This is a genomic window from Blautia hominis, from assembly GCA_002270465.1.
GTDB lineage: Bacteria > Bacillota > Clostridia > Lachnospirales > Lachnospiraceae > Blautia > Blautia hominis.
Genome location: NQOF01000004.1, coordinates 432913 through 457236, shown reverse-complemented (window position 1 = coordinate 457236; position 24324 = coordinate 432913). Strand labels below are relative to the sequence as shown.

The following is a 24324-nucleotide window of genomic DNA, read 5'->3' as shown; positions in this document are numbered from 1 at the left end:
CTGTTCTCCTTATCATTTCCGTATATGCCCTATTGGAGGGCTTCCAAAAGTCGTGGGACTCCGGCATCACATCACACTTTATCCTAATGTCATCTGTATTTCGGCATCCATGAACCTTGGACCTGCGGCATCTCATCACACTTTATCCTAATGTCATCTATATTTCGGCATCCATGAGCCGTGAGCCTCCAGCATCTCATCACATCTTATCCTAATGTCATCTGTATATCGGCATCCATGAGCCGTGGGCCTCCAGCATCTCATCGCACATGGCCCTGATGTCATCCATGGACAGCTCTGCCGCCGTATGGGGATCCATCATGGCTGCCATATAGATATCCTCTTTTCGCCTGGATCTTGCAGCCTGCATGGTAAGCAGCTGGACATTGATATTGGTACGGTTTATAGCAGCGCACTGTTCCGGGAGATTTCCCACATAGCAGGGATGGATTCCGTCCCGGTCCACCAGGCAGGGAACCTCCACGCAGGCATTTGGAGGGAGATTTGGTATCAGGCCTGTATTCTGTACGTTGCCGTGAACACGGTAGGGAACATCATTCTCCATGGAATTTATGATAAAAGATGCAAACTCACGGCTCTTTTCATGCTTGATCTCCGCATTCTGCACCAGTTCCCCGCGCATCTGCTTCCAGTCACCGATCTGTTTGATACAGCGCTTTGGATATTCGTCCAAGGGGATATTATACCTCTCGATCAGTTCCGGATATCTGTCTTTTATGAACCATGGTGTGTATTCCGCATTGTGTTCTGATGACTCTGTTATGTAGTATCCGAATCTCAGCATCATCTCGTAACGGACTTTATCCCAGTCTGCGTCGTATGCAGCCTCACCATTCAAAAAGGCGGCCGCCCGCTTTTTGATCTCCGGATACAAATCCTTCCCTTTACCGTCCTGTACCTTTAAAAGCCACGCCTGATGGTTGATGCCCGCAATCTCCCACCTGGTCTCCGGCACCAGTTCTTCCATATCAAGGGCCTTGAAGAGCTGGGGAATGCAGACCTGAACGCTGTGGCACAGTCCAATGGTTTGTATTTTCGTGTAGGTCTGCAGATACCCTGTCAGCATAGCCATAGGGTTGGAATAGTTGATGAACAGAGCATCCGGGCAGACTTCCTGCATATCTTCTGCAAATTCCTCCAGCACCGGTATGGTGCGCAGTGCCCGGAATATACCGCCTATGCCCAAAGTATCTGCTATGGTCTGACGCAGACCGTATTTTTTTGGAATCTCAAAATCCGTGATAGTACAGGGATCGTATCCGCCTACCTGAATGGCGTTTACCACATATTTCGCCCCTCTCAGGGCCTGTTTCCTGTCTGCGTAAGCCTCAATCCTCACTTTACGCCCCGCATTGGAGGCGATATTCTCCAGCATTTTTCTGGAATCTTCCAGCCGCACCGGGTCAATGTCGTGTAGCGCGATTTCTAAATCCTGTATTTCGGGTGTCAGGATACAGTCCCCCAGCACGCTCTTGGCAAAGATCGTGCTGCCTGCCCCCATAAAAGCTATTCTTGGCATATGTCCCTCCTGTTGTAATTATTATATCTTCTGTTAATCTCTCAGCAGGCCTGGGCATTTACTGCGCCGGCCGTAAGAAAGTCATGTTACGGAAATCCCTCAGCTCTTCATTCCTGTGATCGTAATTCCCTCAATGATATATTTCTGCGCAAACAGATAGACCATCAGCACAGGTATCACCGCAATGGTGGAGGCAGCCATGATCAGCGACCAGTCCACCGTATATTTTCCCTTAAACATATTTAGAAGCAGGGGCACCGTATATTTTTCCTGGGAATTTAAAAATATCAGGGGTGTATAAAAACTGTTCCAGTTCCACATAAAGGAGAAGATTCCCAGGGAAGCCAGTGCGGGCTTCACAAGAGGAAGTACGATCCTGAAGAACATGGAACCATAATTTGCCCCATCAATGATCCCCGCCTCCATCAGCTCATCAGGCAGTGCCATAATAAACTGTCTGCATAGGAATACTCCCATGGGCATATAGGCAGCTGTCATCAAAATAATGGACAAATGTGTGTCAATCAGGTTAAGCTGGCTGAAGATCAGGAACAGCGGAATGGAGATCACGGTATAAGGAACCATCATGACCGCAATAAATCCTCCAAACACCACATGGGACCCCCTGAACTTTAGTTTTCCCAGCGCATAACCTGCCATCGCGGAGGTGAGCACCTGCCCTGTCACATTGATGACAGCCAGCTTTAAGCTGTTCAGATACGCTGTCCCAAAGGGTAGTGCTGTCATGGCCTTTTTGTAATTATCCCAATGGAAGACTTCCGGTATCAATTTGGGCGGGTATGCAAATGCCTCCTCAGAGCCCTTCAAAGACGTGGATATCATCCATAGAAACGGGAACAGCGCAAGTACAGCCATGACTATGAGTATCACCTGGACCAGCAGGGTATAAAACCGTTTATTCTTTTTATTTGTCATCCTCTCACCTACTCTCCGTAATGGTAACAGTTCAGACAAACTGAACCGTTACGCATCCAGCCATTAAAAATCGCTTCGCGATGGGCTGGATAAAGCTAGCACTACTTTTTCATACGGTCAGCGCAGTAAATGCGCAGACCTATCTGAACTGTTACCCGTAATGAACCCATTTGTCAGAAAGTTTAAATTGTATCACAGACACAGTCACCACCACAAAGAACAGGATCAGTGCCGCTGTGGATGCCTTGCCCAGCTCATAGCTTTTAAATGCCGTCTGATAAATGTGAATTGCCATGGTATACGTCTTCTTGGCCGGTCCTCCCGAAGTCAGCAGGAACATCTGGTCAAAGACCTGGAATGCATTGATCATGGTAGTGATCGTCACCAGCAGTGTGGTTGGCGAGATAAGAGGCACCGTAATGTTGAAAAACACCTGCCTCTCATTGGCGCCGTCTATCTTCGCCGCGTCCACATAAGTTCTGGGTACATTCTGCAGGCCCGCCAGAAACAGCACAATATTATATCCCAGCCCCCACCAGATACTCATGACGATCACCGCCCCCATGGCTGTGGAGGGGTCGCGCAGCCATTCTTTCCCCTGGATCCCGAAAAATTTAAGTATCATGTTCAGGATTCCAAACTGGGGCTGGTAAATCCAGGACCATACCACAGCAATCCCCACAGAGGTGACAATCTGCGGCAGGAAAAAAACCGCGCGGTAAAACATTTTTCCCCACGCCTTATTCAGCAGCATGGCAAGCCCCATAGACAATACAATGGAACATGGCACATAGATCACGGAATAGAGAAGCGTGTTCTTAATAGCGATCGCCGTATCCGGGTCTGTAAACACTGCCTTAAAATTCTGAAATCCCGTAAATACCGGAGAACTGAATCCATTCCAATCAAAAAAACTCAGTACAAAGGCAATCACAATGGGTATCATGCCAAGGCAGACCAGACTGATGAGCTGAGGAAGGATAAACACGATTCCCCATCTGTTTCTGGATCTTTCCAGTTTACTTTTCTTCATATGTCCATCCCTTCCCCACATACCTGATCACTTCTGAAGTTCATCATCAACTGTCTGAATGATATTTGCCAGGGTCTGCTCCACATCCTGCTCTCCCACGAGCAGTTTCTCCACCTCGCCTGTGACAGAATCCGTCATACCCGGGTGAAGTGCCTCTGCCTTTGGATATACCAGTGCAATATCAACAGCATCCAGGAAGTTCTGCGCATGTTCCGGTGTTCCTGTCAGTACAATCTCATCCAGTCCGTCAACTGTGGGAACCGCATTGCCCTGCCCTTCCATCCTGATCTTCTGTCCCTGTTCACCACAGTAGAAGGATACGAATTCCCACACCGCGTCAGGATTTGCTGTCTTCTTGTTGATCACCAGCGGTGTTGCCGGCATAGCGCAGACTGCCTGTGAAGGCTCCTCATAATAAGGGAAGGGAACCACATCATATGTAAAACTCAAATCTGTAAAGTCCGCCACATACCAGCGCCCTGCATACAGCATTCCCGCCTGCCCTGAGACAAACAGGGTATCCGGTGACTCTCCGCTGGTAAGGGAGCCTGCAAAAGTAAAGGCTTTTGATTTAATATTGCTGTCCAGATAAGTCAGCCCCGCTTTCGCCCGCTCAGAACCAAATTCAGATTTTGACATGTCATCTGAATAGATTGGATCCTCTGCCGAGAAAAGGAAGGAGTAAAGCGGCCCCCACCAGTTTTCATACACAAATCCCACCTTGGATGCGTCCCTGAGCTGTTCTGATACCTGCTGCAATGCCTCAAAATTCCATTGGCCCTCATCCACATATTCCTGAGGTGTCTTAATATCCAGACCCTTAAACAAATCAGCATTATAATAGATCACCATAGGGTTACAATCTACCGGAACCCCTGTTACCTTATCCTCAAACGTATAGTTTTCCAGTAGATTCTCCGGCACATCTGCCCGTTTCAGGTTAGAGTCCCCATCGTCCAGGTACTTGGAAACATCCAGCAGCATGTCCGACTTATTCAGTTCCCCGTACGACGCCTCCTCCGAGTAAAAACAGTCAGGGGCCTCCTTTGACTTGAGCTGTGTCATGATCTTCTCGTTATAATTGTCCCCCGGCACACCTACAAAGGTCACCTCAACATCCTCACTCTGCTCATTAAACGCATCCACTGCCTTCTTATACTGCTCCAGCTCCGCCGCCGAACCCCCGACCATGAACCGAACGTTGTCCTTTCCATCAGCAGTCTTCCCTTTGTCTCCACCGCTCTGGCAGCCCCCTAGCACTAAAGTCCCCGTCAATCCTGTCACCAATGCTGCCGCTAACATTTTTCTTCTCAACATACTTTTTACCTCCTTGGCAATACCTTCTCTGTTTTCCATGTTTCCATCAGCATTTCTTACCGGCTGATAACTGCTTCGCACCTTAACAGTTACTATGGTTTTAATTATAAAAGATTCCCTTCAAAACAGAATACCTTCTCTTGTCCTTATGATGGATTCATGTTGTTTTTTGTGCATATTAATATTATACTGAGAGAAAAAGGGGGATTCATTATGAAAATTGAGGAATATTACGCATCGAAAACAAAAAGAGATGTAAATTTAAGATACTGCGGATATGAAGAATGCGCACCCGATTTCCGCATGCCGCCCCACACCCGTTCCGAATACCTAATACACTACATTACCCAGGGCCAGGGAAGCTACATCTGTGAGGGGCACACCTATCCCATTCGGCAGGGAGAACTCTTTATCATATATCCGTCTCAGCTTGTCAGCTACCACACCTCCCCGGAAGACCCGCTGCATTTTTGCTGGCTTGCTTTTATCGGAGAAAACGCCGACACCCTCACAGACCAACTGGGGTTTTCCCACAGCTCCCCTGTACGCAAGCTTCACCCCCAATACTCCATAGATGAACATATCCGTACCCTGGCGGAGCACCTGTCCTCCGTAGGCTTCTGCAACGACTTCACCATCCAGTCCCTCATGTACACCATCTTCTCCAACATTGCCCAGTCCTACAGTCTCTCCGGCAATTACCAGAAAGAGAGTCAGACCATCCTATTTGAGCACATTGGAAAAGCAAAATCCTACATCAAATGCAACTACATTTACCCCATCACCGTCCAGGACATTGTGGATCACGTAGGTCTGGAACGCAGCTATTTCTCCAAAATATTCCACAGATTCACAGGCACCACAGCCCAAAACTATCTCCTGAACGTCCGCATCCAGCGCTCCAAACTTCTACTGGAGCGTACAGACTACACCGTCCGTGAGATCTGTTCCTATGTGGGCATGAAAGACGAATACTACTTTTCCAGGGCTTTCAAACGTTCCGTGGGTCTCTCCCCCACCCAATACCGCCAGAACGTCCGGCAGGACACTGCATCTTCCCCCGCCGCATCCACTTAAAATAGGCATGCAGCATTACTTTTTGCTGAATTCTCTGTGAACAGCAGCAATAGCTTTACCACGTTTATTAAATGTTTTACATTTTCCAAATAATCCCTATGGCTCATCGAAACCCAGGAATATGCCGAAGGAAAGGGAAGGGCTCCGGGGCAACGCAATCATTTATTCCACCATAAAAAGCGGCTGCCCCGGACACCTTGCACCTAACATGCAAAGTTCCCGGACCAGCCGCCCAGTTCATTCTTATCCACAACCTATTCAAGATCCACAACCTATTCAGGACTCATGATCACTTTCATGAAACTTCTTAAGATTCCCAATCTTCTGCCGTCTCTCTTCCAGTATCCCTTCCACTTCATCAATGGAAATCCCACTCTCCACCATCATAACCACCAAATGATAAAGAAGATCACAGATCTCATTAGCTGTATCCCCATTCTCCCCATTCTTTGCAGCAATGATCACCTCGCTGCACTCCTCACCGCACTTTTTCAAAATTTTATCAAGCCCCTGCTCAAAAAGATAGCAGGTATAAGAACCTTCCTGTTTTACAGCCTTGCGTTCCAAAGCCACATCATACAATCCCTTAATCACATCCATCATAAAGGCCGCCCTCCTTTTTCTTTTTTCCATATATCTTTAAAAAAGCAGCTATGTGCCCCTGTATGACAGGCAGCGCCTGTCTGTACTACTGTTACGAGCAAGGTATCATTATCACAGTCTGCTTTTATATCAATCACCTTCTGAACATGTCCGGAAGTGGCGCCTTTGTTCCACAGCTCCTGTCTGGAGCGGCTGTAAAACCAGGTATATCCGGTTTCAAAAGTTTTCTGAAGACTCTCCCGGTTCATATAGGCCAGCATGAGCACCTCCCCTGTGCCCGCTTCCTGTACAACGGCAGGTATCAAATCGCTCTTTTCAAAATAACATTCTAAATCCATCCTCTACCTCCTGACCGGAATCCGTTCTTCTTCCAGATGTTCCTTTACCTGTTCCACCGTCAGTTCCCGAAAATGAAACAGGGAAGCTGCCAGCGCTGCATCCGCTTTACTCTCCTTGAAAACCTCTGAAAAATGTTCCAGCTTACCACATCCGCCGCTGGCAATGACCGGTATGGATACCACGTCACAGACCGCATTGGTAAGCTCCAGATCGAAACCGTCACGGCATCCGTCTGTATCCATGGAGGTGAGCAGAATCTCACCTGCCCCAAGCTGCTGGCACTTCTGCGCCCATTCTATGGCATCCAGGCCTGTATCAATCCTTCCGCCGTTCACCACGACTTTGAATCTGCCCTTCTCATCCCTCTTTGCATCAATGGCGACCACCACACACTGGCTCCCGAATACTGCTGCCGCCTCCCTGATAAGCTCAGGGTTTTTCACCGCTGCCGAATTGACGGAAACCTTGTCGGCTCCGGCCCGGAGGATTTCCCGGAAATCCTCCACTGTACGGATGCCTCCCCCTACTGTAAGAGGTACAAATACATGTTTTGCCGTCCTGGACACCACATCTGCCATAGTCGCTCTTCCCTCATGGGTTGCTGTGATATCCAGAAAGCAGATTTCATCTGCTCCCTGCCTGTCGTACATAATGGCGCATTCCACCGGATCTCCCACCTCTTTGATTCCCACAAAATTCACGCCCTTAACCACTTTGCCGTCTCTTACGTCCAGGCAGGGTATTATTCTCTTTGCTAACATGACTGCTCACCTGCTTTCTCTACCGCCTCACACAGGTCAAGAGCGCCTGTGTAAACGGCTTTCCCGCAGATACATCCGTATAGATCAAGCTTTTTGCAGTCCGTAATATCCTTTATGGAGCTTACTCCTCCGCTGGCAATGATCCTGCAGGATACCCTTTCATTCAGCTTTCCCAGCTGTTCCGTATTGACCCCCGTAAGGGTGCCGTCCCTGGAAATGTCTGTATAGATAATGGTTCTGACTCCGGCCTCTTCCATGGCCTGTGCCAAATCCAAATAGGTAACATCACTTTTTTTGAGCCAGCCCTCTGTGGCCACCATACCGTTTTTCGCGTCTATGCCCACAGCTATTTTCTCACCGAATTCCCGGACTGCCTCTTTTACAAGAGACGGATCTTTTACCGCCACGGAACCCAAAATGACTCTCGAAATGCCTTTTTCCAGAAACCGCTCTATGGTTTCCATGCTGCGGATCCCCCCGCCCACTTCCACTTTAAGGCCGGACTCTCTGGCCACTCTCTCAAAAATCTCTTCGTTTACAGGCCTGCCGTCTTTGGCACCATCCAGGTCCACCATATGTATCCAGGAAGCGCCTGCCGCCCAGAAGGAAGCTGCCGTATTATAGGGACTTTCCGCCACCTGATGGGCGGTTGCATAATCGCCTTTGACCAGCCTCACACACGTTTTGTCTTTTATATCAATTGCAGGTAATATAATCATTCTCTCACCAGCCTTGCAAAATTTTTCAGAAGTTCCAGCCCCACAGCACCGCTTTTCTCAGGATGGAACTGGGCGCCGTATACATATCCCCGGTGTACCAGAGCGGGGATCCGCTCGTTATATACCGTATAACAGGAAATATTCTCCTCCCCGGTCTCTGCCCGGAAGGAATGGACAAAATATACATATGCATCCTTTGACATATTCTCTGTCATGGCACAGGGATTTAAAACTGTCAGGTCATTCCATCCCATATGGGGGATCTTAAGGCCATTGCCGTCAATAAGCTGCACACAGCCCGGTATCAGTCCGAGGCCTTCTGTCTCCCCGAATTCATAACTCTTTTCAAAAAGCATCTGCATCCCCAGACATATGCCCAGAAGAGGCTTTTTCTGTGCCTCCTCCTTTATGACTTTAGCAAGCCCCTGCTCCTTGAGCATACGCATGGCATCAGGAAAAGCCCCCACTCCCGGCAGTATCATGGCATCTGCACAGCAAATCTCTTCACAGTCTGCTGTGATGACACTCTTCTCTTCTAAAAAATCAAGGGCATTCTTTACACTGAAAAGATTACCCGCCCCGTAATCAATGATCGCTATCATGCCAGCATCCCCTTTGACGAAAGTATTTTTCCTCCATTTGGTTCCAAAGCCTCTTTCAGGGCATGTGCCGCCGCCTTAAAAAGGGCCTCAATCTTATGGTGGTCGTTTTCCCCATAGGGACACCGCAGATGCAGGGTGATTCCGCCATTAAATGCAAATGCCCGGAAAAACTCTTTCACCATACAGCAGTCCAGGGTTCCCACGCTCTGATTGGCAAACTCCGCGTCGAATACCAGATAAGGCCGCCCGCTGATATCTAAGGAACAGAATCCCAGCGCTTCATCCATGGGAATATAGAAGCTTCCATATCGCCGGATACTGCCTTTGTCACCCAGAGCCTTTGAAAACGCCTGCCCCATGACAATGCCCAAATCTTCTATGCTGTGATGGCAGTCAACCTCCAGGTCACCTTTCATATCCAAATCCATATCAAACCCGCCGTGTACACAGAATGCCTGCATCATGTGGTCAAAAAACCCCACCCCGCAGCTTCCCATATAACGGCCGCTGCCGTCCAGATTCCATCTCAGCCTGATATTCGTCTCCTTTGTTGTCCTTGTTATCTCTCCGATCCTCAAATCAGCTTCCTCCTTTCCCATTTTCTATATTTGCATTTAACTGCTCAGTCTTTTCACCGTAACAGGAAAAAATCAAAAATCTTCAAACCGCATTCTTTCAACGCAGCAGTTCATCCAACACCCGTATCACCGCATCGTTTTCCATTTTCCTGCCGGCTGTCACCCGCAGATAGCCGTTCATGTACCGGATGGAAATGCTTTTCTTTTTCATCTCTTCAAACACCAAAGCCGCATCCTTTACCTTCATGAAAATAAAGTTTGTGGTAGTTGGATATAAGTTCAGGATATCCGCTTTTCTGTCTTTCAGCTCCAAAAGCTCCTGATACAGTTCATCTCTGGATTTCCGGATAGAACGGATACAGTTCTTAATATAATCCGGATGGTCCAGGATCGCACAGCCTACCGCCTGTGTCAGGGAGTTCACGTTATACGGGGACTTTAATGCGTGCAAGATATCTGTCAGCTCTCTGCCCGCCGCGGCAAATCCCAGACGGATGGCTGCCAGGCCCAGGGCCTTGGAACATGTTTTCAGCACAATGAGGTTGTTGTATTTCTCTATCACATCCAGGACAGAGCCTTCGGCAAAATCCATATACGCTTCATCCACGATCACCAGGGCATCGGTACCTTCAATGATCTTTATAATATCATCCCTGGAAAGCTTCAGGGATGTGGGATTGCAGGGGTTGGAAAAAATAAGCAGCCTGGCATTTTTCTCCTCTGCCCGCTTTAATATATCCTCCGCGCTTGTCACCATATCTTCGGCTTTCTGCAGCGCCTCCACACGGATATGATTCATCTGCGCATAGAAGGTGTACATGGAGAAATCAGGAAGGGCTACCAGCATGGTGTCCCCGCTCTCCAGAAAATTAGGCACAATAAGGGAGATCAATTCATCAGAACCGTTTCCCGCAGTGAGCAGTTCAGGCTTTACCTGAAAGAAATGGCCGAATTTTTCACAGAGTTTTACTGCAAAGGGATCCGGATAACGGTTGAATTCCACCTGTTCCACAGCTTTCAGCACATCCCTGCGGATATCATCCGGGAGGTTCTGGAAACTCTCATTGGCATCCAGGCGGATATCATAGGCCTCTGTCACCGGCTCATATATCTCCAGTTTCTTTAACTTCTCCGGGATTGTATACGCCATGACCTACGCCTCCTTTGCCCTGCGCTTCTGCACATCGTTTTCCATTTTGTCTATTAAGTTCTCAATCTCTTTTTTTCTGAGCTTCATGCTGGCAATGTTCACGATCAGTCTGGCACTCACCGGACACACATCCTCAGCCACTACCAGCCCATTTTCCTTCAGAGTGGTCCCTGTCTCCACAATATCCACAATGGCATCCGCAAGACCCAGGACAGGTGCCAGTTCCACACTGCCCTCAATCTTCACAATATCTACGTCCATACTCTTCTGTTCAAAATAATTCTTAGCCACATTCACATATTTACTGGCAATGGTCAGATTGTGGTAGCCCTCGTACAGATTCTTACCTTTTACCACCGCAAGGGCAAATTTGCATTTTCCGAATCCCAGATCTGCCACTTCATAAAAGGTACCGCCCTTTTCCATGATGGTGTCTTTTCCCACAACGCCCATGTCACAGACGCCGCTCTCCACATAGGTGACCACATCGGCAGCTTTTGCAAGCACTACCTCAATCTCACCGTCTCCTATGGGCATGATCAGTTTTCTGCCTTTTTTTCTCGCATTGGTACAATCATATCCAAGACGTTCCAGCATATCTATTGTTTTACTCTCCAAACGCCCTTTTGTAAGAGCGATTCTAATTGGTTTCATTATTCTGCCTCCCAGTGAAAGATTCCGGCCTACAGCCGTATCAGTTTTTTCAGTATAACTCAAGATAAATAACCGGAGGGTTTGCTGTGCTGTCGGAAGATCAGACCAGCGAAACATCAGGTTATTTACCGGGAGTTGTACGGGTCAAACAAACTGTGATATCTTCTCCCACCAGGTGTACTTTCGGTATCCCTCTCATTTTTGCATAATCAAATGCTTCTTCCATGGTATCAAACACACAGTTCTCCGTCAGCACGCCCTGGTCCTCCAGTGTCCTGCGATGGTGGACTGCTTTTGATAAGTACTTCATATCCGGCGCAAACACCAGAATCTCCGGTATGGCTTCCGGCATGGGCTGGACCTTCTGGCTGGCCAGGTCCACATTGATGCAGAAGCCCACAGAGCAGTGGTCCTCCCCAAACTCGTTTAGGAGTGTATCGTAACGGCCTCCTGACAAGACTTGTTCCCCTATCCCCCGGAAATATCCCCGGAAAATAAGGTCTGTGTAATACTCTGCCAGATTCACAAGGCCCAGGTCAATGATCACTTTATCCCCAAGCCCAAGGGTCTGCAGATATTCATAAATACCCTTCAGGTAGTCAAGGCTCTCTCTTGCGCCGTTCTCATCGAAAAGCTCATACGCCTTTTCAAAGACCTCTGCTCCGCCGAAGAGTCTGGGCAGCTTCAAAAGCGCCTGTGCTGCCCGGCTGTCCTGGTATTTACCCAGCATATCGGTGAGGGAGGCATAATTTTTCTGCTCGATCTGGAAACGTATATCCTCTTTTGTATCCTCATCCACATCCAGACTGTCCATGATCGCCTTGAAATATCCGATGTGGCACAGCTCCAGGCGGTATTTGCCCCCGCTTATGACATCCAGGCTCCTGGATGCCAGCTCCACCACCTCCAGGTCACTTCTCAGCGGTACACCGCCGATGAGTTCAATGCCCACCTGGTTAATTTCGGTGCTCTTTCCTTTCAGCTCCGGAAACATGCGGTAAATATTTTGGTTGTAAAATAAACGGAGCGGCATCGGCATCCCTTTTAACCGGGTAGCCGCCAATCTGGCCGCAGGCACCGTACAATCCGGGCGCAGTACCATAAGTCTCCCTTTATGGTCTGTGAGTTTGTACATGGTCTCCTTGGGCAGATATTTTGCCGCCTTTCCAAACACATCATAAAATTCCAATGCAGGTGTCATCACCCGCCGATACCCCTGGGCGCCAAACAGGTCCTTCAGGGTTTTTGTCACCTGGGAACGCTGGTCGCACTCTCCAAACAGCAAATCTTTTGTTCCGTCCGGTGTTACTTTATCATAATATCTCATTTGCTGACCCTGCCTTTCTGCGTTATTTTTCATACTGTATGCTGCACATTTGCTGCGCTTTAATCTGTAAAATGCCATTTATGCTCTGCCTTATAAGTATATATATTTTGTGTCCCGTCCGCTTTAGCGTGCTACCATATTATCACGCGACTATAAAGTTGTCAACACGGTTTTCACGAAATTATACATGTTTCATAAAAAATACACCCCGCCACTTATGACATTGCTTCCCGCCTCCCCCATATGGTATACTGAACACATCAGAATATTGCGGTAACACCACACTTAAAAATCAATGGGGGGCCTATGTACAAGAAGCGAAAAACCTTCATCTTCGGCACAACGCTGGCGGCTGTCCTGGTTATGACCATAGCCGTATATTTTTTTACTCAGATACGCCTGGGCGTTCAGAAAGACAATCTGAGTAACCTGTCCGCGTTCGGCACCCAGCTGGATGCCCATTTCGATGAGATGAACGGCAAATATTTCTCTGTTTTGAAAAGCTGCCTGGAAGCTTCCCGCAGCGGTGCATACCACAGCCGGGAGGAGATTCTGGACTTTTTCAGAGACAAGCAGGATATCTGGCAGTACCGCACAGCCGGAATCATGGATAAAAACGGCGGATATGTCACCATTGAAGGGGAGACCGGGACGCTGAAGGACCTGAGCTTTCAGGAGGAAAAAGCGGGATACATTGATAATGACAGTATGAGCATTGTCAATTTAGGTGTTGGAGATGAACTGCTGTATTACGCCTCGTTAGAGGAGAGTATTTGGGATGCGGCTGAGATAGGGGGCATTTTCGTGACACCTGCCTTTGATGAGCTGGAATACCTTCTGGCCCTGAACGTGTACACAGAAGAGGGGTATGCCACCATCATTGACAAAGAAGGCGATATCCTGCTCAAGCCCCACTATGACTACTCCATGATGATCACAAACAATTACCTGGACAGCCTGGAACACTCTGACCTGTACGGCCGGGAACCGGATGAGCAGCTTAGAAATGATATGGCCGCCTCCGCGTCCGGCTCCCTTATTTTTTCCTGGATGGGCAAACGCAACTATCTGGTGTACATGCCTGTGGGCAGAAGCTCCTGGTACCTGCTGGTCACCGTACCTGCAAATGTGCTGGAGACCACCACCCGCTCTTTCCGTAACTTTATGATCGCGGCCCTGCTGGTCACTGTTGTCCTGCTGCTGTGTTTCTGTACTATTTATTTTACGGGAAGACAGCATATTATTGATAAGAAAAACAGGGAGATCCTGGCCAAAGAACAGATAAGCAAAAAGCAGCTGGCGGATGCTCTGGAGGAAGCCAGACAGGCCAACCGGGCAAAATCCATTTTTCTCTCCAACATGTCCCACGATATCCGTACACCTATGAATGCCATCATAGGAATGACGGGAATCGCCCTCTCACATATAGACAGGAAGGAAAAAGTAAAGGACTGCCTGAATAAGATCTCCACGGCCTCCGCACACCTGCTCTCCCTGATCAACGATGTGCTGGATATGTCCAGGATCGAAAGCGGCAAGCTGACGCTGAACAGTGAGAACTTTAACCTGAGAGAGCTGTTTCATACATTGGAGGGCATCATACAGCCGCAGATCATCAGCGGTCATTTTGATTTTACGGTAGATATGGAAGAACTGGAGCATGAAGACCTGATAGGAGATCCCCTCCGTTTCAAGCAGCTTTTTCTGAATATCGTAGGAAACTCCATAAAATTCACAGACCCGGGCGGCAAAATCTGCGTGAAAGTGCAGGAGATCCCTTCCGGTTCAGAAGATACGGCCCGGTATCGTTTTACTTTCCGGGACACAGGCATAGGCATGTCACCGGAATTTCTGCAGCGGCTTTTCCAGCCCTTTGAGCGTTCCGATTCCCCCCGTGCCTCCCACGCAGAGGGAACGGGCCTCGGCATGGCGATCACAAAAAACATTACAGAAATGATGCAGGGGAGTATCCGTGTTGAAAGTACCGAAGGAGAGGGGACTGTCTTCTATATTGAGCTGCCCTTCAAAAAAGGCGCACCACATCCCCAGCAGACCCTCCCGGATGCCTCCAAAGCGGGGGATGCGGGAACCGATACCGATTATTCTAACCGCCGTCTCCTTTTGGTGGAGGACAATGAACTGAATCTGGAAATTGCCAAAGAGCTTATTTCCGTCACAAATGTCCGGATCGACACTGCAGTAAACGGGCAGGAAGCCCTGGAGAAAGTTACCGCCTCCTCCCCCGGATATTACAGCCTGGTCCTGATGGATATCAGAATGCCCGTTATGGGAGGATATGAGGCCTCCCGGAAAATACGCAGCATTGACAGACCGGATCTTCGGCAGCTGCCCATCATCGCCATGACAGCCGATGCCTTCACGGAGGACAAACAGCGTGCTCTTGACGCCGGAATGAACGGACATATAGCAAAGCCCATTGACCTGCGTGAGCTTTATAATATCCTTAGAAAGTATCTGTCATAAAAAAATGAGCCCGGAAAACCGGACCCAAAAACTGGCTTTAAACTGCCATCATTCCCGCCAGCCATACACTGGCCGCGATTCCTGCAAGTGTTGCCAGCAGAGCGCCAGGTATGGTATAGCGGGTGTTTTTTACCTTTGCGGCAATAAAGTAGACAGAAACCGTGTAAAAAATAGTCTCTGTACAGGACATCATCACAGAGGCGATCAGCCCAATCCTGGAATCTGTCCCGAATTCCTTGAAAATATCCAGCACAAGCCCTGTAGCCGCACTGGAGGAAAACATTTTTACAATGGTCAGTGGGACCAGCTGCGCCGGAAATCCCACCGCACCGGTCAGTCTCCCAAGCTGTCCGCCCAGCATATCCAGGAAACCGGATGCCCGCAGGACGCCCACTGCCACCATAAGTCCTATGAGGGTGGGCAGGATCTGCACCACTGTCTTCAGACCATCCTTTGCACCTTTTACAAAATCTTCATACACATCGCACTTCATCAGAATACCAAAACCCACTATGTAAAACAGAATAAGCGGAATGATCACTTCCGACAAAAAGAGCAATACTCTCATACACTCACCGGCTGTCCTGTCTTTCTATTAGTTTACGCCCGGACTGCCGGAAAAAGTACCCGGATTGCATCAGCTGCCCCTTACAACATTTGTCTTCCATTTTCCTGAGAGCAAAAACCATATGATCAGGATCAGGCTTCCCGCCGACGCAGCCGGAGCACCGATCCCCACGCCCATGATCCCCATTCCCATAATGCTGCCGAACAGCACGCTGGCCGGAATCCGCAAAAGCAGCGCGGAGAGCATGGAGTTCATCAGTGTAAATGTTGTGTGCCCAGTTGCAACAAACAGCCCGTTCAGGCAGAAGCACAGGGGAACCAGAAGGTAGTCAAAACTGAAGGTGCTGAAATACTCCACCCCAATCCGTATCATCTCCGCATTGCTGCTGTCAAACAGGCGCAGGATGTCCTCCGGAAAAATCCTCACCAGGATAAATATAAGATAACTGCAGATGACCGCCGTCAGGGTTCCCACCGTGCAGGTCTTCTTTACCCTGTCCCACTGCCCTGCCCCTACATTCTGGGCACACATGGTGGATATGGAGCTTCCCATAGCCACAGCCGGCATGATGGCAAACCCGTTGAATTTTCCTACCACACCCACAGCCGCCGACGCATTCACACCGCCAATGGAATTTACCAGGGTGGTTATGATCAGGAAAGAGAAACTGGTCACACCGTTCTGGATGGCAGCGGGCGTGCCAATCTTAAAGATCATCTTCAGCTCGTGTTTATAGATACGGAAGGATGAAGGACGGAAATCAAACACAAATCCGTTCTTTACCATATAAATAATACACAGGATCATACTGAGCGCCTGGGAGATCACGGTGGCTGCCGCAGCGCCGAAAGCTCCCCAGCCAAATCCTGCGACCAGCACCAGGTCCAGTACAATATTTGTCACGCAGGCGATCAGGACAAAATAAAAGGGCCTCTTGCTGTCCCCCATTCCCCTCATCACGGCTGACAAAACATTATAGCCGAAAATAAAGATAATGCCGGTCAGTGTCACCGTCAGATAACGGCTGGCCTCCTCAAAGGATTCCTCCGGTGTCCGGATCCACCCCAATATCTGGTTCTTCAGAAGAAGGGAAATCACGGTGATGATCACAGCGGCACAGATCAGGGTGGTCATCAGTGTAGCTACTGCCCTGCACATCTCCTCCCTCTTCTGTGCGCCCAGATACTGGGCAATGAGTACGGTTCCTCCGGTACAAAGTCCTACCACTATGTTGGTCAGGATAAATGTCACCTGGCCTCCGATATTCACTCCCGACATACTGACCGTACCGCTGAAATTCCCCACGATCAGCATGTCCGCCACATTATAACAAGACTGGATAATGTTGGACACCAGAAAGGGGACTGCAAACAGGATCAGCTGCTTGACCACATTTCCCTTTGATAAATCTTTTTCAAAACTGCTCATATATCACAACTCCTCTTTTGTATATCACTGGCTCCACCCCGGATCTGTCTGTCCATACTGCACGGCTGCCCGGCCGCCTGGTATTTACCTTTATCCTCTCTTTGGAGCGTACAGTTCCTTTTTATTATGAACCATATATTCCTTTTTCGCAATCCTCTGTTATTTCTTATGATTTAGCATAAATACTCTTTTTATCCGATATTGCTAATTTTGATACAAAATTCCATAGAAACCAAATCTGTTTTGGATATAATAGGGATTGACAAAGCAGCATACACGAGTAACTGAGGAAATGCCAAATATATATAAGAAAAGGGAGAGGGCAGATATGATGACATTGGTAATTATGGCGGCCGGTATGGGGAGCAGATATGGCGGACTGAAACAGATCGACCCGGTGGGAAGACACGGGGAATTTATTCTGGATTATTCCGTTTACGATGCAGTCAAGGCAGGATTTGAAAAAGTGGTATTTATTATCAAAAAAGAAAATCTGGATGTATTCCGGGAAACCGTGGGAAAACGTTTGGAAAAAGTCATCCCTGTGGCGTACGCATTTCAGGAGATCGACCAGGTTCCGGAAGGTGTGCAGGTCCCGGAGGGGCGCACCAAACCATGGGGTACCGCACACGCTGTGTGGAGCTGCCGGAATCTGGTGGACGGTCCTTTTGCCGTCATCAACGCAGATGATTTTTATGGCAGGGAAGCATTTACACTGCTTCATGATTTCTTCCTGCATATACCTGATGATACCTCCCGATACCATTTCTGCATGGCCGGCTATCTCCTGAAAAATACACTGACGGAAAACGGACATGTGGCAAGAGGTGTCTGCACTGCTGACCACGGATATCTGACCTCCGTTACAGAACGGACGAAAATACAGAGAAACCACGGACAGACGCAGTTTTACGAGGAAGGCCGGGACTGGACGGATATTGACGAAAACAGCATTGTGTCCATGAACTGCTGGGGATTCACCCCTGATCTATTCCGGGAGATCGAGCAGCAGATGCAGGCGTTTTTCGCAGACAGCACAGTCGGCCTTGCCAAAAAAGAATTTTTCCTGCCCTCCGTGGTACAAGAGCTTATGGATTCCCGGAAATGTGATGTAAAGGTTATGGATACCCCTGCCAAATGGTACGGCGTAACCTACCATGAGGATAAAGAAAAGATTGTAGCTTTCATTGAGCAGATGATCGAGGAGGGCGTATACCCGGAAAACCTCTGGAATGAAAAAGGAGAATGAAAATGCTGGAGATGATCAAAAATGAAATTGTAAATGCCTTCCTCTTTGACGGCGATTTTATCTACGCAGAACCTTTTGGGTGCGGCCATATAAACGCCACCTATGCCGTCTACTTCCGAAGAGAGACAAAACCGCCTGTGCGCTATATTCTGCAGGCAGTCAACACCACCATTTTTACAGACCCACAGGGCTTGATCGAAAATATACAGGGCGTTACCTCCCATCTCAGGAAAAAGATTCTGGAACAGGGCGGAGACCCCCAGCGGGAAACCCTCACACTCATCCCCACACGGGACGGGAAATTACTCTATGAGGACAGTGAGGGCGGATTCTGGAGAAGTTATCACTTCATCGAAAATGCCACCTGCCACCAGTCCGTGGACCGCCCGGTACTTTTTACCAACGCAGCCAAGGCATTCGGCCATTTTCAGAAACTTCTGGCGGACTACCCGGCAGATACGCTGCATGAGACCATTGCCGGCTTTCATAACACCGTGGACCGATATGCTCTGTTTGAGAAGGCGGTGGCTGAAGATAAAGCAGGCAGAGCTGCTTTGGTGGAAAAAGAAATACAGTTCTTCCTGGACCGGAAGGCTGACGGTACCGTTGTGGTGGATGCCATTGCCAAGGGACAGCTTCCCCTGCGTGTTACCCACAATGATACCAAGCTGAACAATATAATGATGGACAATGAAACGGACGAGGGTATCTGCGTCATTGATCTGGATACGGTCATGCCGGGTTCTGTGCTCTATGATTTTGGAGACAGTATACGTTTCGGCGCCAGCACCGCTGATGAGGATGAACAGGATCTCTCCCTGGTCTCCATGGACCTGGAACTTTTTGAGGCTTATACGGCAGGTTTCCTGTCTGAAGCAGGCAGCTCCCTCACAGCGGAAGAGATCCGCCTTCTCCCATTCTCCGCAAAGCTCCTGACTCTAGAGTGCGGCATGCGATTCCTGACAGATTACCTGAACGGCGATACATATTTCCGTATCCACAGGGAACATCACAATCTGGACCGCTGCAGGACACAGATGAAGCTTGTGGCTGATATGGAACATAAGATGGAGGATATGCATAAAATCGTGGGAAAATATGTATAAATCTTGACTTATACAAAAAACTGGCGTAAGATACGGACAAATCCGGTTACTGTTCACTCCGTTCTCAGCAACACGCTTCGCGATGCACAGATATGAAGCATCCTGCTTCATATCGCGCTGACAGGCTTCGGAATTTTCATGCATTCTGCATGAAAACACCTGGCGGAATAATGGCCTGTGAACAGTAAGCAAATCTGGTCTTACACCAGTTTTTTTTATGAGAAGGAGAAACCAATGGAACAGTCCCTGTCTATTGAGCGAATACTGAAAGAACTCTATCATATATCCGGTTTCCGCATCTGCATTTATGACACCGATTTTCACGAAATTGCCGCTTATCCACATGAACTGGGATGTTTCTGCGGATTGATCCAGAAGCATCCGGAGGGAAAGCGTCTCTGTGTGGAACACGACACCATGGCCTTTGGACGTGTAAGGGAACAGGAAAAGCTCCATATCTATAAATGCCATTTCGGGCTGTACGAGGCGGTTGCCCCTCTGTACAGCTTCGGCGCCCTCACAGGTTATCTGATGATGGGACAGACCCTGGAGGCCGGGCCTGACGCGGGCAGGACACCATATGAAAAAGCCCTTCCCCTGGTATCTGATCCGGCTGCCCTGGAAGAGGCCATTTCCCGTATTCCGGTCCGCGGACAGAGTACCATAGACTCCCTGGTAACCATAATGGAGGTCTGTGCCCAGTATATCACACTCAGCAACCGCATGAACCTGTCCAAAAATCAACTGGTCAGCGAGGTCCACCGTTATATTCAGAAACATTATGACCAGAAACTCACCATTGATGACCTTTGCCGCCAGTTTTTCTGCAGCCGCGCCTCCCTTACCAGGAAATTCAGAGAAACTTATCACATTTCCATCCATGACCACATCTGTAAGGTACGGCTGGAAAACGGATGCAGGCTGCTTCGGACTACCACCCTAAGTATTGGGGAGATCGCATTTTCCTGCGGCTACGGTGACCAGAATTATTTTACGCGGGCATTTTGCAGGACTTACGGGTTGACGCCTATGCAGTATAGGAAAAAGGAAACCCCGTCTCCTATTTGATCAGGATTCCAATGCACAGATTGACAACTCCGCACAGGCTCATGACTAAAATGGGATTCCATTTCCATTTCCGCAGCACCACAAACGCGGCTGCGAACAATCCCGCGCCAATCCAGCTGACCGCGTGGAGGCTTATCGGGGCGTCTGCAAAAAGCACGACCCGCAGTATGGAAATACCCGCCGCAGCGATCAGGGCAACCACAGCCGGCCTGAGACAGGCAAGCACAGACTGCATAGCAGATACCCCTTTATATTTGTAATAAACCCAGGCCAGCAGTGATACCAGCAGACAGGAAGGCAGAATGCAGCCAAAGGTGGCGATTACGGCCCCCTGCCAGCCCGCTATGCGGATCCCAACGAACGTGGCGGAGTTTACGGCTATGGGTCCCGGCGTCATTCCTGATATGGTGATCAAATCAGTAAATTCTTTCATGTCCAGCCATTTATGAACCCCCACTACCTGATTCTGGATCAACGGCATTGCCGCATATCCGCCGCCCATACTGAACATTCCCACCTGAAAAAAACTTAAAAACAGTTTGATATAAATCATGCCTTTTTCCCCTTCCTGTATATGCGGAATGCTTTCACAGCTCCAATAACGCCTGCGATCAAAATAATATAAATGACATTCACGTTAAATAAGAATACAGCTGCAAAGGACACTGCCATAATCCCTATACCAAGCGGACTCTTTTCTTTTACCACATTGTTCCCCAGATCACATACTACATCCATGATAACGGCCGCGACACCTGCCTGCATTCCGTTAAGCACAAGCGCCACATATATATTGGAAGCGAATGCGGTGTAAAAGAATGAAATGACTGACAAAATGACCAGTGGCGGAAGAACCGTTCCCAGTACTGCTGTTACCATTCCTGCAAACCCGCATATCCGCCAGCCCACCAAAATGGCGGCATTAACGGCAATAGCACCGGGTGAAGACTGGGCCAGCGCAACCAGATCCAGCATCTCCTCCTCATCTATCCAGTGGAGTTCATCCACAAATTTTCTCTTCATAAATGTAACGATCACAAACCCTCCGCCAAAAGTAAGGCTGCTGATGTAAAGTGTACTGAGAAACAATTTTAGCAGCAGAGCGTTTTTCTTACTTCTTTTTTCTTCCATTTCCATATACTGCCTCCTTTTCTCCATCATATCCCTTGTGTATCAATATGTAAAATGCTATTATTTTATTGATATGATATCTTTTTTGTTATGGATAGGAGAAAAGTAATGACAATACGGCATATGAGGATTTATCTGGAGGTTTACCGGATGGAAAATATCACACAGGCGGCAAAGAAACTCCACATGACACAGCCTGCGGTTACAAGGGCCATCCAAGAGATTGAGCGGCATTACGGAGTCAGGCTGTTTGACCGGATGAACAGAAGATTGTTCGTGACAGAGGCAGGGCGGCGTTTCTACGCCCAGGCACTTCATATTGTGGAATCCTTTGACAAGATGGAAAAAGGTCTGCTCAACGGGGATGCTTTTGGGGTACTGAGGGTGGGGGCAAGTATTTCTTTGGGAAATTTTTTTCTGCCCGGGCTGGTAAGTGGATTTTGCAGGGATTGGCCGGACATGAAGGTTAAGGTGACCATATCTAATGCGGGAAATCTGCAGAGGGGGCTTCTGAATAATGAGCTGGATCTGGCCTTGATCGAAGGAGGGATCTCAGAGGCAGAACTTGAAACACGGGCATTCTCAGAGGACAGGCTGGTGCTGATTCTTCCTGTGGGACATGAACTGGCAGCTAAGGAAAAGGTATTTCTGGAGGATTTGAAGGGGTGTGATCTCCTCGCCAGGGAGAAGGGCAGTGTGGGGAGGAGTCTGCTGGATCATGTGTTTGCGGTGAGAGGGATCACTTTGGAACCGCTTTGGGAAAGTGCGAGTACGCAGGCGATCATTAAAGGGGTGCAGGAGGGGATAGGGGTGTCCATTCTGCCGGAGATGCTGGTGGAGAGGGAGATTTCGGAAGGGAGGATATGCAGCAGGGAGGTGGAGGATGAGGGGTTTCGGAGGGTGCATTATGTGGTTTGGCATAGGAATAAGTTTTTGACGGAGGGGGCGGTGGGGTTTATAGAGATGGCGGTGGAACGAGGACGGCGAGAGGGGCAGTGAAAGGGGGACGGCGGCAGTGAAAGGGGGACGGCCAAAGAGGAGCCGGGGAGGGGGAGGCAGGTCATTCCAGGCCTGCTCGAGGCTCCGAGTGGCTCAGCTAACCGCCTAGCATTCACTAAATTCGTCGGCAGCGGCCTCCTCATTAAGTGACTGCTGACGGTGGATCTTCGCCCCTCTCCGCTTAACCTCGCCTGCCTGGAATGACCTGCCTCCCCCTCCCCGGCTCCTCTTTCACCTGACTTTGGCTGCGGGCGTTTTAAAAGAAAAAACCTGCTGGGGTCAGTTCTTGACTGGGCTTCAGCAGGTTTGGGAATTTATAGGTATGGTGGAGTTACTCGGCAGCCTCGGTGTTGGCGTTTCCGGTGTCAGCGGTGTCGGTTTCTCCGGTGTTGGTGTCTCCCGTGTCGGCAGTGTCGGTTTCTCCGGTGTTGGTGTCTCCCGTGTCGGCAGTGTCGGTTTCTCCGGTGTTGGTGTCTCCCGTGTCGGCAGTGTCGGTATCTCCGTTGTTGGTGTCTCCCGTGTCGGCAGCGTCGGTATCTCCGGTGTTAGTGTCTCCGGTATCGGCGGCTTCGACTTGTTTGAAGGTGTAGGAGTCGGCATCGGTGAGGGTTACTTTTTTCCAGACTTTTTTGTCTACTTCTATTTTGGTGTCTTTGCCCCAATCTTCCAGGAGTTTGTTGTAGGCCTCCTGTTTGCGCTCTGTGACAATGCTCTCTTTTTTGGTCTGAGTGGATGTTTCATCGAAGGTGGCGTCCATGCGGGCTACATAGTAGGCGGATTCGCCTTCGATGACTTCAGGGGCTACCTGGCCGTCGGTCAGGGATTTAACGGCTTCTTTGAGTTTGTCATCCAGGGTGGTGTCGTCGCTTCCGAAGGTTTTGGCGGATGCGCTCAGGTTCTCGTCTACTTCTTTTGCAAGAGCATCCATGTCGGCTGATGCCGGGTCTTCCTGGGCGTTTAATTTATCCAAAACTGCCTGGGCCTGGTCTTTTTTAGCCTGTTTTTCTTCGTCTGTCAGGTCCACGGTGTTGCCTTCCTCGTCCTGGGTTCCGGCTGTGGAAATCTGGCAGATGGTGATCTTGCTCTGTGCCGCTTCGGAATCTTCCACGTTGGTGTCAACATCCGCAGTCATGGGGTCGTACATCTTTTCCTGGTAGGTGTAGAACTCCAGAATGGTTTCAATGTCAGACTGGCTGACAGCCAGTTTGGCAATGGTCTCTGCATCGTTGTCTTCCATGAATTTTTTGGCTGCCTCTTCGATCTTCTTCTGCTCGTCCTCTGTGATGGACACATCGTAATCTTTGGCATGTTGTTTTAAGAGCACCATGTTATGTATCTGATCCATCATGTCATCTTTGGTGTTCTCACCGTAAGTTTTGCCGCCCTCACCTTCCTGGTCCCAGATGCCGGCTGTGGAACCGCCGAACATGGAATAGTATGAGGCCATCTGCGCCTGTGTCATACGAAGCATCATGTTGGCTGTGCCCAGGGTTATCTTGTCGTCACCGCAGGTGGCAGCTATCTTGGTTCCGTCCAGAGATTTTCCGCAGCCTGCAAGGCTTGTGGTTCCCAGAGCCACCACAAGTCCTGCGCAGGCCAGAGTTTTTGTAAATTTATTCATAAAGTCCTCCTGTGTTTTCCTATACCCCCAAGGG

General features: G+C 49.1%; 24 protein-coding genes. 6 read left to right on the top strand and 18 right to left on the bottom strand.

Annotated elements, in window-relative coordinates; translation table 11 throughout:
• Positions 1 to 217: 217 nt before the first annotated feature.
• The 4 genes from melA to CI595_RS16185 form a co-directional block, all read right to left on the bottom strand.
• Positions 218 to 1540 (bottom strand): alpha-glucosidase/alpha-galactosidase, encoded by a 1323-nt coding sequence (melA, locus tag CI595_RS16200; protein ID WP_095174665.1) that lies wholly within the window; start codon positions 1538 to 1540, stop codon positions 218 to 220.
• 99 nt (positions 1541 to 1639) lie between these two features.
• Positions 1640 to 2476, bottom strand: a complete 837-nt coding sequence (locus tag CI595_RS16195) for a carbohydrate ABC transporter permease (RefSeq protein ID WP_095174664.1) — start codon at positions 2474 to 2476, stop codon at positions 1640 to 1642.
• A gap of 151 nt (positions 2477 to 2627) precedes the next feature.
• A complete protein-coding gene (locus CI595_RS16190) occupies positions 2628 to 3509 on the bottom strand; it encodes a carbohydrate ABC transporter permease (protein ID WP_162291901.1) in 882 nt (293 codons plus the stop codon).
• 27 nt (positions 3510 to 3536) lie between these two features.
• Positions 3537 to 4826, bottom strand: coding sequence for an ABC transporter substrate-binding protein (locus tag CI595_RS16185; RefSeq protein ID WP_162291900.1), 1290 nt, complete (start codon positions 4824 to 4826; stop codon positions 3537 to 3539).
• Positions 4827 to 5039: 213 nt separating this feature from the next.
• Here CI595_RS16185 and CI595_RS16180 point away from each other — a divergent pair, with 213 nt between their 5' ends.
• The gene (locus tag CI595_RS16180; protein WP_162291899.1) at positions 5040 to 5903 is read left to right on the top strand and encodes a helix-turn-helix transcriptional regulator; all 864 of its coding nucleotides are present in this window, start codon (positions 5040 to 5042) and stop codon (positions 5901 to 5903) included.
• A gap of 276 nt (positions 5904 to 6179) precedes the next feature.
• Here the strand turns inward: CI595_RS16180 and hisE are convergent, their stop codons facing one another.
• The 9 genes from hisE to hisZ all read right to left on the bottom strand — a co-directional run bounded on the left by hisE (position 6180) and on the right by hisZ (position 12636).
• A complete protein-coding gene (hisE, locus tag CI595_RS16175; RefSeq protein ID WP_095174660.1) occupies positions 6180 to 6506 on the bottom strand; it encodes a phosphoribosyl-ATP diphosphatase in 327 nt (108 codons plus the stop codon).
• Positions 6503 to 6844 carry a phosphoribosyl-AMP cyclohydrolase gene (hisI, locus tag CI595_RS16170; RefSeq protein WP_095174659.1) on the bottom strand — a complete coding sequence of 114 codons (342 nt, stop codon included), beginning with the start codon at positions 6842 to 6844 and terminating at the stop codon, positions 6503 to 6505. The genes hisE and hisI overlap by 4 nt, the downstream gene beginning before the upstream one ends.
• A 3-nt stretch (positions 6845 to 6847) precedes the next feature.
• Positions 6848 to 7606 (bottom strand): imidazole glycerol phosphate synthase subunit HisF, encoded by a 759-nt coding sequence (gene hisF / locus CI595_RS16165; protein WP_095174658.1) that lies wholly within the window; start codon positions 7604 to 7606, stop codon positions 6848 to 6850.
• Positions 7600 to 8325 (bottom strand): 1-(5-phosphoribosyl)-5-[(5-phosphoribosylamino)methylideneamino]imidazole-4-carboxamide isomerase, encoded by a 726-nt coding sequence (hisA, locus tag CI595_RS16160; protein WP_095174657.1) that lies wholly within the window; start codon positions 8323 to 8325, stop codon positions 7600 to 7602. Before hisA ends, hisF begins: the two co-directional genes overlap by 7 nt.
• A complete protein-coding gene (hisH, locus tag CI595_RS16155; RefSeq protein ID WP_095174656.1) occupies positions 8322 to 8927 on the bottom strand; it encodes an imidazole glycerol phosphate synthase subunit HisH in 606 nt (201 codons plus the stop codon). The genes hisA and hisH overlap by 4 nt, the downstream gene beginning before the upstream one ends.
• Positions 8924 to 9505 (bottom strand): imidazoleglycerol-phosphate dehydratase HisB, encoded by a 582-nt coding sequence (gene hisB / locus CI595_RS16150; protein ID WP_095174655.1) that lies wholly within the window; start codon positions 9503 to 9505, stop codon positions 8924 to 8926. The genes hisH and hisB overlap by 4 nt, the downstream gene beginning before the upstream one ends.
• 97 nt (positions 9506 to 9602) lie before the next feature.
• Entirely contained in the window at positions 9603 to 10655 is a 1053-nt protein-coding gene (hisC, locus tag CI595_RS16145; RefSeq protein ID WP_095174654.1) for a histidinol-phosphate transaminase, read from the bottom strand.
• 3 nt (positions 10656 to 10658) lie between these two features.
• Positions 10659 to 11309, bottom strand: a complete 651-nt coding sequence (gene hisG / locus CI595_RS16140) for an ATP phosphoribosyltransferase (RefSeq protein WP_187144033.1) — start codon at positions 11307 to 11309, stop codon at positions 10659 to 10661.
• 121 nt (positions 11310 to 11430) lie between these two features.
• Entirely contained in the window at positions 11431 to 12636 is a 1206-nt protein-coding gene (gene hisZ, locus CI595_RS16135) for an ATP phosphoribosyltransferase regulatory subunit (RefSeq protein WP_242986988.1), read from the bottom strand.
• 306 nt (positions 12637 to 12942) lie between these two features.
• Here hisZ and CI595_RS16130 point away from each other — a divergent pair, with 306 nt between their 5' ends.
• Positions 12943 to 15120 (top strand): hybrid sensor histidine kinase/response regulator, encoded by a 2178-nt coding sequence (locus tag CI595_RS16130; RefSeq protein WP_095174652.1) that lies wholly within the window; start codon positions 12943 to 12945, stop codon positions 15118 to 15120.
• 37 nt (positions 15121 to 15157) lie between these two features.
• On the opposite strand, the gene CI595_RS16125 is transcribed toward CI595_RS16130, so the two are convergent.
• Both CI595_RS16125 and CI595_RS16120 read right to left on the bottom strand, forming a co-directional pair.
• Complete coding sequence (locus tag CI595_RS16125) at positions 15158 to 15688, bottom strand: spore maturation protein (RefSeq protein ID WP_095174651.1); 531 nt, start codon at positions 15686 to 15688, stop codon at positions 15158 to 15160.
• A 69-nt stretch (positions 15689 to 15757) separates the two neighbouring features.
• Positions 15758 to 17116, bottom strand: a complete 1359-nt coding sequence (locus tag CI595_RS16120; RefSeq protein ID WP_095174650.1) for an MATE family efflux transporter — start codon at positions 17114 to 17116, stop codon at positions 15758 to 15760.
• Positions 17117 to 17444: 328 nt separating this feature from the next.
• On the opposite strand from CI595_RS16120, the gene CI595_RS16115 reads away from it, so the two are divergent.
• The 3 genes from CI595_RS16115 to CI595_RS16105 all read left to right on the top strand — a co-directional run bounded on the left by CI595_RS16115 (position 17445) and on the right by CI595_RS16105 (position 20539).
• Entirely contained in the window at positions 17445 to 18365 is a 921-nt protein-coding gene (locus tag CI595_RS16115) for a nucleotidyltransferase family protein (protein ID WP_095174649.1), read from the top strand.
• Between the two features lie 2 nt (positions 18366 to 18367).
• Positions 18368 to 19471 (top strand): phosphotransferase enzyme family protein, encoded by a 1104-nt coding sequence (locus CI595_RS16110; RefSeq protein WP_187144032.1) that lies wholly within the window; start codon positions 18368 to 18370, stop codon positions 19469 to 19471.
• A 234-nt stretch (positions 19472 to 19705) separates the two neighbouring features.
• Positions 19706 to 20539 carry a PocR ligand-binding domain-containing protein gene (locus CI595_RS16105; RefSeq protein ID WP_095174647.1) on the top strand — a complete coding sequence of 278 codons (834 nt, stop codon included), beginning with the start codon at positions 19706 to 19708 and terminating at the stop codon, positions 20537 to 20539.
• On the opposite strand, the gene CI595_RS16100 is transcribed toward CI595_RS16105, so the two are convergent.
• A complete protein-coding gene (locus CI595_RS16100; RefSeq protein WP_095174646.1) occupies positions 20532 to 21092 on the bottom strand; it encodes a chromate transporter in 561 nt (186 codons plus the stop codon). The genes CI595_RS16105 and CI595_RS16100 overlap by 8 nt on opposite strands.
• A complete protein-coding gene (locus tag CI595_RS16095) occupies positions 21089 to 21670 on the bottom strand; it encodes a chromate transporter (RefSeq protein WP_334293493.1) in 582 nt (193 codons plus the stop codon). The genes CI595_RS16100 and CI595_RS16095 overlap by 4 nt, the downstream gene beginning before the upstream one ends.
• Positions 21671 to 21778: 108 nt before the next feature.
• On the opposite strand from CI595_RS16095, the gene CI595_RS16090 reads away from it, so the two are divergent.
• Positions 21779 to 22669 carry a LysR family transcriptional regulator gene (locus tag CI595_RS16090; protein WP_095174644.1) on the top strand — a complete coding sequence of 297 codons (891 nt, stop codon included), beginning with the start codon at positions 21779 to 21781 and terminating at the stop codon, positions 22667 to 22669.
• A gap of 331 nt (positions 22670 to 23000) precedes the next feature.
• Here CI595_RS16090 and CI595_RS16085 read toward each other — a convergent pair whose 3' ends face one another.
• The gene (locus tag CI595_RS16085) at positions 23001 to 24290 is read right to left on the bottom strand and encodes a peptidylprolyl isomerase (RefSeq protein ID WP_243135187.1); all 1290 of its coding nucleotides are present in this window, start codon (positions 24288 to 24290) and stop codon (positions 23001 to 23003) included.
• Positions 24291 to 24324: the final 34 nt, after the last annotated feature.

Excerpts from the sequence above, each read along its gene's own strand:
- melA (WP_095174665.1), bottom strand. The coding sequence starts at position 1,540 with ATGCCAAGAATAGCTTTTATGGGGGCAGGCAGCACGATCTTTGCCAAG.
- CI595_RS16195 (WP_095174664.1), bottom strand. The coding sequence starts at position 2,476 with ATGACAAATAAAAAGAATAAACGGTTTTATACCCTGCTGGTCCAGGTG.
- CI595_RS16190 (WP_162291901.1), bottom strand. The coding sequence starts at position 3,509 with ATGAAGAAAAGTAAACTGGAAAGATCCAGAAACAGATGGGGAATCGTG.
- CI595_RS16185 (WP_162291900.1), bottom strand. The coding sequence starts at position 4,826 with ATGTTGAGAAGAAAAATGTTAGCGGCAGCATTGGTGACAGGATTGACG.
- CI595_RS16180 (WP_162291899.1), top strand. The coding sequence starts at position 5,040 with ATGAAAATTGAGGAATATTACGCATCGAAAACAAAAAGAGATGTAAAT.
- hisE (WP_095174660.1), bottom strand. The coding sequence starts at position 6,506 with ATGATGGATGTGATTAAGGGATTGTATGATGTGGCTTTGGAACGCAAG.
- hisI (WP_095174659.1), bottom strand. The coding sequence starts at position 6,844 with ATGGATTTAGAATGTTATTTTGAAAAGAGCGATTTGATACCTGCCGTT.
- hisF (WP_095174658.1), bottom strand. The coding sequence starts at position 7,606 with ATGTTAGCAAAGAGAATAATACCCTGCCTGGACGTAAGAGACGGCAAA.
- hisA (WP_095174657.1), bottom strand. The coding sequence starts at position 8,325 with ATGATTATATTACCTGCAATTGATATAAAAGACAAAACGTGTGTGAGG.
- hisH (WP_095174656.1), bottom strand. The coding sequence starts at position 8,927 with ATGATAGCGATCATTGATTACGGGGCGGGTAATCTTTTCAGTGTAAAG.
- hisC (WP_095174654.1), bottom strand. The coding sequence starts at position 10,655 with ATGGCGTATACAATCCCGGAGAAGTTAAAGAAACTGGAGATATATGAG.
- hisG (WP_187144033.1), bottom strand. The coding sequence starts at position 11,309 with ATGAAACCAATTAGAATCGCTCTTACAAAAGGGCGTTTGGAGAGTAAA.
- hisZ (WP_242986988.1), bottom strand. The coding sequence starts at position 12,636 with ATGAGATATTATGATAAAGTAACACCGGACGGAACAAAAGATTTGCTG.
- CI595_RS16130 (WP_095174652.1), top strand. The coding sequence starts at position 12,943 with ATGTACAAGAAGCGAAAAACCTTCATCTTCGGCACAACGCTGGCGGCT.
- CI595_RS16125 (WP_095174651.1), bottom strand. The coding sequence starts at position 15,688 with ATGAGAGTATTGCTCTTTTTGTCGGAAGTGATCATTCCGCTTATTCTG.
- CI595_RS16120 (WP_095174650.1), bottom strand. The coding sequence starts at position 17,116 with ATGAGCAGTTTTGAAAAAGATTTATCAAAGGGAAATGTGGTCAAGCAG.
- CI595_RS16115 (WP_095174649.1), top strand. The coding sequence starts at position 17,445 with ATGATGACATTGGTAATTATGGCGGCCGGTATGGGGAGCAGATATGGC.
- CI595_RS16110 (WP_187144032.1), top strand. The coding sequence starts at position 18,368 with ATGCTGGAGATGATCAAAAATGAAATTGTAAATGCCTTCCTCTTTGAC.
- CI595_RS16105 (WP_095174647.1), top strand. The coding sequence starts at position 19,706 with ATGGAACAGTCCCTGTCTATTGAGCGAATACTGAAAGAACTCTATCAT.
- CI595_RS16100 (WP_095174646.1), bottom strand. The coding sequence starts at position 21,092 with ATGATTTATATCAAACTGTTTTTAAGTTTTTTTCAGGTGGGAATGTTC.
- CI595_RS16095 (WP_334293493.1), bottom strand. The coding sequence starts at position 21,670 with ATGGAAGAAAAAAGAAGTAAGAAAAACGCTCTGCTGCTAAAATTGTTT.
- CI595_RS16090 (WP_095174644.1), top strand. The coding sequence starts at position 21,779 with ATGACAATACGGCATATGAGGATTTATCTGGAGGTTTACCGGATGGAA.
- CI595_RS16085 (WP_243135187.1), bottom strand. The coding sequence starts at position 24,290 with ATGAATAAATTTACAAAAACTCTGGCCTGCGCAGGACTTGTGGTGGCT.